We start from the raw sequence: 9497 nt of genomic DNA on the forward strand, positions 1-9497 counted from the left end.
AGCGCGCTCGCCTTGAAGCTGACGTAGGCCTCTTTTCCCTTCTCCACCCCGAGTTCGAGCATCGATGAGCGGGTTATGAAGGCCGTAAGGGTTATATCGCCGAGGGAGAGGTGGACTCTCACGAGCGGGCCGAGCTCCTCGATTGACTCAACAGTTGCCCTGAACTCGTTTCTGGCGGAGCTCCTTATCGGCTCGGTCGAGATTATTATGTCCTCTGGTCTTAAGCCGACCCTGACCCTGCCTTTAGCTTCGACAGGAAGTTCAATCTCAATACCGTTTACCTTCAGCCTCCTTCCCTCCGCGATTCCCTCGATTATGTTCTCGAAGCCGAGGAATCTCGCCACTTCCTCACTCACTGGCTTTGAGAAGACGTCCCTGACCCTACCAACCTGAACGAGCTTTCCATCGAGCATCACTCCAACGCGGTCACCGAGGCTTATTGCTTCCTCAAAGGAATGCGTTACGTGAAGAGCTGTAAAGCCCAGCTCTCGCTTCCAGCGCTTCATCTCGGTTAACAGCTTCGCCCTCGTCTGGACGTCGAGGTTCGCGAAAGGCTCGTCGAGCAGGATTAAAGGTGGCTCGACGACGAGCGCCCTCGCTAAAGCTACCCTCTGCTGTTCCCCACCACTCAGCGTCCTCGGCTTCCTGTTGAGGAGGTGTTCTATCCTGAGGACCTCGGAGATTTCCCGCACTTTGCGCTCTATTTCGGGCTTTGGAACTTTCCTGACTTTAAGGCCGAAGGCTATGTTGTCGTAGACGCTCATGTTCGGGAAGAGGGCATAGTTCTGGGGCACATAAGCTAAACCGCGCTTCTCGGGCGGAAGGTCCGTAACGTCTTCGCCGTTGAGGTAAACCCTGCCCGCGTCGGGCTCTATTACCCCCGCGATTATCTCGAGGAGGACGGTCTTTCCAGCACCGCTCGGACCAAGGATTATGAAGTGCTCTCCCTCCTTGACCTCAAAGGTTACCTCCCTGAGGTGGAACTCCTTCCAGTCCTTGGAGATTCCCTCAGCCCTGAGCATTGGCCTTCCTCCCGACAATCCAGCGGAGCAGGACGAATATCGTGAGGCTTATGGTCACCATGAGGACGGCTATCGGCCTCGAGGCCCTCAGCCCGTAGTTGTTGAAGTATTCCAGGATTAACACCTGCGCCGTCTTGGGGTAGTAGGCGACGATGAGTATGGCTCCAACCTCACTTATTGCCCTCGCCCACGTCATTATCGCCCCGCTCGCCACGCTTGGAAGGGCTATCGGCAGGGAGACCGAGAAGAAGACCCTTAGGCGGGAAGCGCCGAGGGTTCTCGCGACTGCCTCGAGTTTCTCATCAACTGCCAGAAAACCATCGCGCGAGGCGTTTATCGTGAAAGGAGCCGAGACAAAGAGCATCGCCGCTATTATGCCAGTGTAGCTGTCGAGTATCGCGCTCGAAAAGGTGACGAGGAGCATTATGCCCACGACCGAGTGGGGGATTACTATGGGAACGTCAACGAGGGCCTGAACGAGGCTCTTTCCAGGGAAGTCCTTTCTCGCCAGGACGTAGCCGAGGGGGACGCCGAAGAGGAGCGCTATCAGCGTCGTTGCCGTCGCCGTCAGGAGGGAATTTCTAAGGGCCTCGGTTACGTAGGGGTCGTGGAGCGTCCTAACGAGCATCCCCAGGTCCGAGAGCTGTTTGGCGAAGATAACCACTAACGGAAGGGCTATGTAGGCGATGAGAAAGCTTCCCAGCGACGCGAAAAAGTAGAGGGTGTAGTCGCGCCTCATCGCTCTCCCCCTGAATTGGGAGAGGGGAATAAAAAGTTCACCCCTCAACCTTCACCTCGTCCTTTATCTCCTCGGGGACGTTGCCGAACGCTATCGGCGGCCAGATGAAGTCCTGGTGGTTGGCCTTGAAGACGTCCCTGCCCTTCTCGCTCAGGAGGAACCTGAGGAACTCCATCGCGAGCTCCCTGTGGGGGGCGTTCTTTGGGACGGTGACGCCGTAGACGATGGGCTTGGCCTTGATGACCTTGCCCGTTGAGCCGATGTAGATGCTCACCTTTCCGTAGTAGTCGGCCATCTTGAAGTCCTTGAGGTTTATCTCCCTGGGAAGCTCGATGTACTTTAGGCCGTGCTGCTCGGCGACGCTCTTGTAGATGAAGAAGTAGTCGAGGCTTCCGCTCTCGACAAGGCCCGTCAAATCGGTCTCCTTCGGCCTTATGACGACCTTGTCGTTCTTCACCCGGATTTCCTTCGGGGCAACGATTAGGGAGCCGTTGTAGTGGATGTTAGTGTTCTTCTCGACGAGGGCCTCGAAGATGGGCTTGCCGTAGTAGTAATCCGCGAGCTTCATGACCATGAGCGAGCGGTAGCCGCAGGGGTCCTGGTTGGGGTCGGAGAAGCCGAAGGTGACGCCGGGCCTCGCGAGGATTTCGTACCAGTTGTCGGGGTTAATCTCGTCCGCGTACCTGCTCTTCTCGGTGAAGGCTATGACTATCTCGTTGGTCGCGAAGAGGACGTAGAAGTCCGTGTAGTTCGGCACCATGAGCTGAGGGATGAGGGTGTAGTCGGCGACGGCAACTACGTCCGCCTTCTTCCCGAGGTCGGTAACCTTCCTGACGGTTTTGACGCTCCCGTCCGCCTCATCCTGGAACTTTACCTTAACTCCGAGGTTCTCCTCGGCGTACTTTGCAAACTCATCTTCCAGCTGTTTGAACGGAACGCTCAGCGAGCCCGCGTGGAAGATTATCAGCGTCTCCTCTCCGTGAGAAGCGTTAGAGCTCCCAATGCACCCAGACGCAATCACCGAGATAACCAGCAGAGCGATTAAGGCAATGCCCCTCCCCACTAAAACCACCGGATAAAGGGACGGAAGCGGGTATTTAAACATTTTGAGCAAACAGGACCGCTAACGTAAATGGAAGTGTTTTCGTGAATTTGGGCAAATAATCGAAACTTGGTGAATTCGGTGAAAGCTGTGGAGTTCATAGACCGCGGGAGGGAGATGAAAGTTCTTGAAAGGGAGTAGGAGAACAGGCCATCGTTTGTTGTTCTCTACGGCATGAGGAGGGTTGGAAAGACGAGGTTCATGCAAGAGTTCTCTAAGGGCAGTAAGACCTTCTTCACGTTCCCCAAGGCGATAAAGGAAGTTCAGATGAAGGAGTTCAAGCGTGCCCTTGCCTCGTTCCTTGGGGACGAGCTGATACTGAAAGTTGAAACCGATAACTGGCTTGACATTCTGAGCTACCTCGCCGAGAGGACAGAGGACTGCCTCATAGTCCTCGACGAGTTCACCTACGCCATAAAGTCCGACCGGAAGATTCTGAGCGACCTCCAGAGGGTCTGGGACGGAATTTTGAGCGAGAAAAACGTCATGCTCGTCATCTCCGGTTCTCTGCTCGGCATGATGTGGGACGACGTTCTAAGCCACGCTTCGCCCCTCTACGGCAGGAGGACGAGGAACCTTCACCTGAAGCCCATGGACTACCGCAACGCCCTGAAGTTTTTCGGGGACTGGGAATACGGGATAAGGGCCTACATGCTCGTCGGGGGAATTCCGCCCTATCTAAGGCTCGCTTCCCGCTACTCCTCGATTGAGGAGTTCGTTAGAGAGGAGTTCCTAAGCGACTACGGCCTGTTCTATGATGAGCCCTACGTAATCCTCGGCGAGGAACTGAGGGAGCTTAAAACCTACTTCTCAATCCTGAGGGCAATTGCAGAGGGCAACAGGAGGCTTGAGAGGATTGCGAACTACCTCAGTCTTCCAGCGAGGAGCGTCTACCCCTACCTTGAGACCCTCATGAGGCTCGGCTTCGTCGAGAAAGAAACTCCCATCCTCGGGAGCAGGAAGGTGAGCCTTTACAGGATAAGCGACCCGGTTCTTCTGAGCTGGTTCGTTCTGACTTACCCCCAGATGGCCGAGATAGCCTCGGGAACCGCCAAGCTCGATGACCTCTCCAAGGTTCTCTCTGTCCGCTTTGAAGACCTCGCGAGGGAGTTCCTTCTCCTCAAGAGGCCGATTGAGTTCGAGACCCTTGGCAGGTGGTGGTTCAGGGGTGAAGAAATCGACATCGTGGCGTTGGGCAAAGATGAGGTCAGCCTGATTGAGGTCAAGTGGAAGGACCTGAGCGAGAGGGACGCGAGGAGGGTTTTGGGGAGCTGGGGGGCAAAGCAAAGCTCATTCGCTTTAATGGAAGGTTCAGGTTCGGCATCATCGCGAGAAGCGTTGAGGGAAAGGAGGGGCTAAGGGAAGAGGGCTACCTTGTCTGGGACTTGGAGGACTTCTTCTGAGGAGAGAGCCTGAAAGGGCAGAGGTATTCCTCAAGAGAATCCAAAGAGGTCCCTGAGCTCGAAGATGAGGAAGCCTCTCTCCTCAAGCCTTTTCCTGTCCTCTACGGCCCTTGCGACGATGCCGAAGCGCCTTTTCTCCGCCCCGGTTCTGACGTTCTCGGCCTTTTCCTCAAGCCTTTTAAGAACCCGGAGGGCCTCTCGATAGTCTAAGGTGCCCCATTTGGCCTCGAAGAAGTACGCGGTTCCGTTCTTCACGCCCACGAAGTCGACCTCTTCTCCCCTGTGCCACCACTTTCCACCCCGCTCGAAGGAGAACTTCCGCCACAGGAAGTCTTCGGCGGCCCTCTCAAACACGGGCCCCATGTAGTGGTCGAAGTTCGCCATGACATCCTTCAGAACCTCGCCGTAGAGCTCCCGCTCAATCCTCTCTCTGTTGGGATAGACGAAGCGGAACCAGAAGCGGAAGTAATTATCGGCGAACTCGTAGCGGGTGTTCCTCCTCTTCTCGGGCTCAAAGGCCGGGTGAACCTTCCTCACGACGCGAATCCTGGCAAGGTTGTCGAGATAGCGCGAGACGGTTCCCCTGTCGAAGCCCGTGAAGTTCACTATCTCCCCGAAGCTCGTCTTTCCGAAGGCTATCGTCTTCAGTATCGAGAAGTACCGCGCCGGCTCCCTGAACTCCTGCCTGAGGAGAAACTCTGCCTCGGTGTAAAGGGGGCTCTCCTTCCTGAGGAACAGCCTCTCGACGTTTTCCCAGAACGATGAACTACCGTCGAACTGCTTCAGGTAGAGGGGTATCCCGTCGACGACGCCGTAAACCCTCATCCAGTCCTCAGGGGAGTAGCCAGGCAGGAACTCCGGAACGTGCCAGTACCTAAGGGGCTTGAGGTCAATCTGCATCGTTCTCCTGCCGTAGAGGGGGCTCTTGTGGCCGAGGAGCCTCTCCATCATGCCGATTGACGAGCCGACGAGAACGAGCTTGACCTTCGAGTTCTGGAGATGTAAATCCCACGCCTTCTGGAGAACCGAGGGAAAAGCCGGGTTTCCCTCGACGAGGTAGGGGAGCTCGTCTATCACGACCACACCTCTTCCCCGCTCCGCGATGAGACGGAACAGCTCGAGCCAGCCGAGGTCGGAGCGGGCGACGACCTCATCGCCTAAGAAGTGTCCAACCTTCTTCCTGAACTCGGAGAGGTTCTCCGCCTCGCTCCTCTCGTCCGCGAGGAAGTAGACGTGCCTGAACTTTTCAACGGCTTTCAGGATGAGCGCCGTCTTTCCGACCCTTCTCCTCCCGTAAACAACTATCAGCTCCGCTTTGTCGCTCTCAAAGGCCCTCCTGAGGGCGTCGAGCTCGCCCCTCCGGTTGACAAATTGTTGCATCATGATTAGACTAATCGCACTGCAACTATTTAACCTTTTCCCTCATCTCAACGAGCCCCTCAACGAGCTCCCTGAAGTAGTTGTAGAACTCGCTCTCGCGGAGCTTCTCCACCGCTCCCCAGAACTCGTCGAGGTTTCTGAAGCCTGCCTTCTCGTACTCATAAGCTTGAATCAGCATTTCCAGCCTATCGGCGAACTTCACGAGCCTTCCTTCGAGGCTTGATTCCTCCTCGTACTCGCGCCAGAGCTTGAAGTACTCCTTCGGTTTTGGCGATGAAAGCAGAAGCTCCATAACCGCTTTCTTCTCCGCCTTGCCCTTGTCGAGGTAGTACTGGGCCGTCTTTGGGATATCGGTTATCCTCGCCTCGCCGATGTCGTGGAGGAGTGCTATCTTCAAAGCCCTCTCGACGTCTATCTCAACGCCCTTTGCCCTCAGCTCGTCCGCGAGGAAAAGCGTAATCAAAGCGACGCGGTAGCTGTGCTCGGCCACGCTCTCCGGGTTTGAAACGCCCCTGAGGAGCCAGCCCGTTCTCGGGAGTCTCTTGAGGTTGCCGAGCTCGATTAGAAGGTCGAGCATGCTCACTCCTCCGTCGTGAAGAGTGCCCTCTCCGTCTCGATGGCGGTGGCGATGATTGCGTCTCCAAGGAAGCGACCGTAGACCTTAACGGTGTCGCCCTTCCCTATGCACGGGCTCCCAGCGAAGTCAACCCTTATCCCGTGGATTTTGAAGGTCGTCCTCCAGCTCGGCAGTTCCATCGGCAGGAACTCGATGACGGGCTTATCCTCGATTTCGCCTTCGAGGACGACGTTTTTGCCCCTCAGCTTCCCGTTCAGGTCATCGGGAGTGACGACGTAGTAATAGTGATGACCGAGCTTGACGCGCCTCATGCCAATCACCTTTAAATTCAACCGCTGAGTTGAATTGGGGGTGAAGAGATGATAAAGGTTGCGATAATCGGTGCCGAAAACGTCGGCAAATCAACCCTCATGAACGCACTCGTGGGCGGAAAGGTGAGCGAGGTGGAGGATTTGCCCGGGACGACGAAGGGGCTCGTGAGGAGGCGCTTTGGAAAGCTGAAGATACCCAAGGGCATGAAGAACCCCTTTGGAGGGGCAGACGAGTTCGTGCTCATAGACACTGCAGGGCTCTTCGACCCGAGACTTGAGCTCCGCGGGAAAGTTTTGAGCGAGGAGAAGTTCAAAGAGCTCATAGACGAGATAGTCTCGGCGGACATAATAATCCACATGGTTGATGCAACGGTTGGCCTCCACAGGGGGATGGAAAAGCTCCACCACATGCTCAAGATGCGCTACGACAAGCCGATAATCGTGGTCATCAACAAGATTGACCTCGTTCCGAGGGAGCGCGTGGAGGAGTTGAGAAAAATCATAAAGAAGAGGCTGGAGCAGGAGCCACTGGCGTTATCGCTGGTTACCTACGAGGGCTTCAACGAGCTCCTTGAAAGGATTGCCCACATGGCGATGTACGTTTAATCACTCCTCCGGGAACTCTGGACAGGGGCATATCATGACGTAGACCTTCCTGTGCCTTGGCCCGTCGAGCTCGACGAAGAGAATCCTCTGCCAAGTGCCGAGGTGGAGCTCCGCCTGGTCTATGGGAACGACCACCTCGGGGTTAAGGAAGATGCTCGCCTTTATGTGTGCGTGCGCATTGCTGTCAATCCTGTCGTGGGCGTAGCCGGCTCCCATCGGGACGAGCTCGGCCATCTTGCCCTTGATGTCCTCGATTAAGCCCGACTCATACTCGTTTATGAAGAGGCCCGTCGTCGTATGGTGGGTGAAGACAACCGCTATCCCGTGCTTCACCTTGGAGCGGTAAACGAGCCTCTGGACCTCATCCGTTATGTCTATAACCTGACAGCGCTCCTTCGTCTCGATACTAATCTCGTACAGCACAGCCATCACCCCAGCTCGGCGAGGAGTTTCCTCAGCAGGGTTTGAACATCAAGGTTCTCCTTGAAGGCAACGGCCCTTAAAACCACCGCTGTCTCGTAGGCGTTGAGAAGCTCGAATTTGCCGGCCCGAATCTCCGATTTCAGAATGGAGTAAACCTCCTCAATGGTGTCCCTGAAGAGGGCATCGTTGGAGTAGAGCTCCTCCCTTGACAGAAGGAGTGAGACCAAATCCCTGAGGAAGTCAAGCCTGTTTTCTCGCCTTCCCACCAGCGACCTGAGCCTTTCCATTCTCCAACCCCTTTAACTCTTCGTGAAGGGCCTTTATGAGGATTTCTGACATGAGGAGTGAGGCAAAACGCCTATCCCTGACCTCGAGGGCCGTGTCTATCGCCTTCTCAACGTCACCGCGCTTGAGGTAGTGGTGGGCAACGTTGGCCATCACAACGGAGCGGAGTCTCGGACTCTGAAGGGCAAGGCCTATTCTCCTCGCCGACTCAACGTCGCCTGTGAGGATGTAAAAACGGGCCACCTTTGCCCAGACCTCCTCGGAGCGGGCGAAGCGAGCTATCGTGTTCACTATCTCCCTCTTCTCCGGCGCCGGCTCCTCAAGGATGCGGTTCATCAAAGCCTTGCCAACCCTCGAGGATTCACCCTCGTTCAGGGCGCTCAGGAAATCCCCTATGGCAGAGGGGTTCTTGTCAAGGAGGTCGAGGGCAACGCGCTCAAAGAGGCTTTCATCGCCGAGCTTACGGAGCAGTTGGACAGCAAGCTTTCCCCTGCCGGCGAGGGCAAGGGCCGTTGAAAGCTCCGAGATGAAGTTCTCACCGAACTTCTCTGATAGCTCCTCCGTGAGGGCGGTAAATGAGTCAACGTACCGCTCTATGACACCGAGCTCACTCAGCCTGAAGGCCAGCTCCTTGAAGGCCTGCCTGGCCCACTCGCGGGAGCCCATTTCGCGGACGGCTGAAAATGCCCCTTCATAACTGCCGAGTGCAACGAGCGCCTTTGAGAGCTCAAGGAGCGCCTTCGAGCGATATGGTTCGTCCGTGATGTACTCAAGGGCCAGCCGTATCTTCCTAAGCCTGTATGCCGTCTTAATCGGGTTCACCTCAAGGGAGCGCGAGATTCCCCTGACGAGGGAAACGAGCGTTGACTGCCTGAGCTTAGCGTCGGATATCTCGACAGCGAAGGTTATCGCTTCCCCAACGTCTCCAAGGCTTAGAAGTGCCAGGGAGGCCGTTTTGAGGAGTTCGTCCCGCTGGGGAGGGCTCAAATCCCGGGACTCCGAGAAGACCCTTGCGAATACCTTCCGATACGCCTTAATCCTCGCCCTGCCCAGGGAGACACCGATTGAGAGCAGGGCCTTGAGCATTTTGAACGGGTCATCTATCGAAGTCAGCGACTCAAAGGCGCTGAGAAAGGCGCGCTTGTAGAGGGGATGGCCCTTCCTCGCGAGCTCCTCGCCTATCCTCGCGTAGGTAACGGTTCTGACGTAGGGGTCCGGAATACCCCCCGCTGATTCGAGCACCTCGACAACGAGCATTGCAACCACCGGCTCAGGCTTGCTTGACTTACTCGGAAGCTTTTTAAAAGCTTACCCAAAGCGCAATCCATGTATGGAGTAATATTAGGCAAGAATCCGGAGCTGGGAAAGGCGGAATTCTTCTCCTTCGCGAGACGTTTTGGTCTAAAAGTCAAACCTATCGAGGAAGGAAAAAACTGGATTGTTTTCGAGTCAAAGCCTTTGATAGAGAGGCACTTTCGCTGGCTCGGAGGGTCGCTCAAGCTGGTCAGAATCGTCGGCGAGGGCGAGGAAGCGATAAGAGACCTTGAATATGTCAGGCTCTTCACTGTCAGCCTCTACGGAAGGGACGACTGGAGGCTCTGGCGGAAGCTGGGAAGCGCCGTAAAGAGGGAGTTCAAAAGGGAAGGCCC

Annotated in this window: 11 protein-coding genes and 1 pseudogene; 3 read left to right on the plus strand and 9 right to left on the minus strand. The window is 55.9% G+C overall.

Annotated features, from left to right (window positions below; genetic code table 11):
• The 3 genes from wtpC to wtpA form a co-directional block, all read right to left on the minus strand.
• A partial coding sequence (wtpC, locus tag MVO87_RS02210; RefSeq protein WP_297552044.1) for a tungstate ABC transporter ATP-binding protein WtpC occupies positions 1–1022 on the minus strand: 1022 nt, incomplete at its 3' end.
• The gene (wtpB, locus tag MVO87_RS02215; RefSeq protein ID WP_297515160.1) at positions 1009–1761 is read right to left on the minus strand and encodes a tungstate ABC transporter permease WtpB; all 753 of its coding nucleotides are present in this window, start codon (positions 1759–1761) and stop codon (positions 1009–1011) included. The genes wtpB and wtpC, both read right to left, overlap by 14 nt.
• Positions 1762–1798: 37 nt before the next feature.
• Positions 1799–2824 (minus strand): tungstate ABC transporter substrate-binding protein WtpA, encoded by a 1026-nt coding sequence (wtpA, locus tag MVO87_RS02220; protein WP_297515166.1) that lies wholly within the window; start codon positions 2822–2824, stop codon positions 1799–1801.
• A 213-nt stretch (positions 2825–3037) separates the two neighbouring features.
• On the opposite strand from wtpA, the gene MVO87_RS02225 reads away from it, so the two are divergent.
• Complete coding sequence (locus tag MVO87_RS02225) at positions 3038–4222, plus strand: ATP-binding protein (RefSeq protein WP_297552046.1); 1185 nt, start codon at positions 3038–3040, stop codon at positions 4220–4222.
• Positions 4223–4296: 74 nt separating this feature from the next.
• On the opposite strand, the gene MVO87_RS02230 is transcribed toward MVO87_RS02225, so the two are convergent.
• From MVO87_RS02230 to MVO87_RS02240, 3 genes are read right to left on the minus strand one after another with little or no spacing between them, the layout of a single operon-like run.
• Positions 4297–5649: an ATP-binding protein gene (locus tag MVO87_RS02230; protein ID WP_297515155.1), complete on the minus strand. Its 1353-nt coding sequence runs from the start codon at positions 5647–5649 to the stop codon at positions 4297–4299.
• Between the two features lie 22 nt (positions 5650–5671).
• Positions 5672–6223 (minus strand): HD domain-containing protein, encoded by a 552-nt coding sequence (locus MVO87_RS02235; RefSeq protein ID WP_297515152.1) that lies wholly within the window; start codon positions 6221–6223, stop codon positions 5672–5674.
• A gap of 2 nt (positions 6224–6225) precedes the next feature.
• Positions 6226–6534, minus strand: a complete 309-nt coding sequence (locus MVO87_RS02240) for a GTP-binding protein (RefSeq protein WP_167913821.1) — start codon at positions 6532–6534, stop codon at positions 6226–6228.
• Between the two features lie 48 nt (positions 6535–6582).
• Between MVO87_RS02240 and MVO87_RS02245 the strand changes: the two genes are divergently transcribed.
• Complete coding sequence (locus MVO87_RS02245) at positions 6583–7140, plus strand: Era-like GTP-binding protein (protein ID WP_285518578.1); 558 nt, start codon at positions 6583–6585, stop codon at positions 7138–7140.
• On the opposite strand, the gene MVO87_RS02250 is transcribed toward MVO87_RS02245, so the two are convergent.
• From MVO87_RS02250 to MVO87_RS02260, 3 genes are read right to left on the minus strand one after another with little or no spacing between them, the layout of a single operon-like run.
• On the minus strand, positions 7141–7569 hold the full coding sequence (locus MVO87_RS02250) for a secondary thiamine-phosphate synthase enzyme YjbQ (protein ID WP_524540265.1): 429 nt from the start codon (positions 7567–7569) through the stop codon (positions 7141–7143). It lies immediately after the preceding gene.
• On the minus strand, positions 7569–7850 hold the full coding sequence (locus tag MVO87_RS02255; protein ID WP_297513066.1) for a hypothetical protein: 282 nt from the start codon (positions 7848–7850) through the stop codon (positions 7569–7571). Before MVO87_RS02255 ends, MVO87_RS02250 begins: the two co-directional genes overlap by 1 nt.
• Positions 7804–9105, minus strand: coding sequence for a prenyltransferase (locus MVO87_RS02260; RefSeq protein ID WP_297513099.1), 1302 nt, complete (start codon positions 9103–9105; stop codon positions 7804–7806). The genes MVO87_RS02255 and MVO87_RS02260 overlap by 47 nt, the downstream gene beginning before the upstream one ends.
• A gap of 69 nt (positions 9106–9174) precedes the next feature.
• On the opposite strand from MVO87_RS02260, the pseudogene MVO87_RS02265 reads away from it, so the two are divergent.
• Positions 9175–9497: pseudogene (locus MVO87_RS02265) on the plus strand (TRM11 family SAM-dependent methyltransferase); the annotation flags it as partial.

Source organism: Thermococcus sp., from assembly GCF_027063845.1.
GTDB lineage: Archaea > Methanobacteriota_B > Thermococci > Thermococcales > Thermococcaceae > Thermococcus.

Bases quoted from the DNA above. Each gene is read 5' to 3' on its own strand.
- wtpB (WP_297515160.1), bottom strand. From the start codon at position 1,761: ATGAGGCGCGACTACACCCTCTACTTTTTCGCGTCGCTGGGAAGCTTT.
- MVO87_RS02225 (WP_297552046.1), top strand. From the start codon at position 3,038: ATGAGGAGGGTTGGAAAGACGAGGTTCATGCAAGAGTTCTCTAAGGGC.
- MVO87_RS02230 (WP_297515155.1), bottom strand. From the start codon at position 5,649: ATGATGCAACAATTTGTCAACCGGAGGGGCGAGCTCGACGCCCTCAGG.
- MVO87_RS02235 (WP_297515152.1), bottom strand. From the start codon at position 6,223: ATGCTCGACCTTCTAATCGAGCTCGGCAACCTCAAGAGACTCCCGAGA.
- MVO87_RS02240 (WP_167913821.1), bottom strand. From the start codon at position 6,534: ATGAGGCGCGTCAAGCTCGGTCATCACTATTACTACGTCGTCACTCCC.
- MVO87_RS02245 (WP_285518578.1), top strand. From the start codon at position 6,583: ATGATAAAGGTTGCGATAATCGGTGCCGAAAACGTCGGCAAATCAACC.
- MVO87_RS02250 (WP_524540265.1), bottom strand. From the start codon at position 7,569: ATGGCTGTGCTGTACGAGATTAGTATCGAGACGAAGGAGCGCTGTCAG.
- MVO87_RS02255 (WP_297513066.1), bottom strand. From the start codon at position 7,850: ATGGAAAGGCTCAGGTCGCTGGTGGGAAGGCGAGAAAACAGGCTTGAC.
- MVO87_RS02260 (WP_297513099.1), bottom strand. From the start codon at position 9,105: ATGCTCGTTGTCGAGGTGCTCGAATCAGCGGGGGGTATTCCGGACCCC.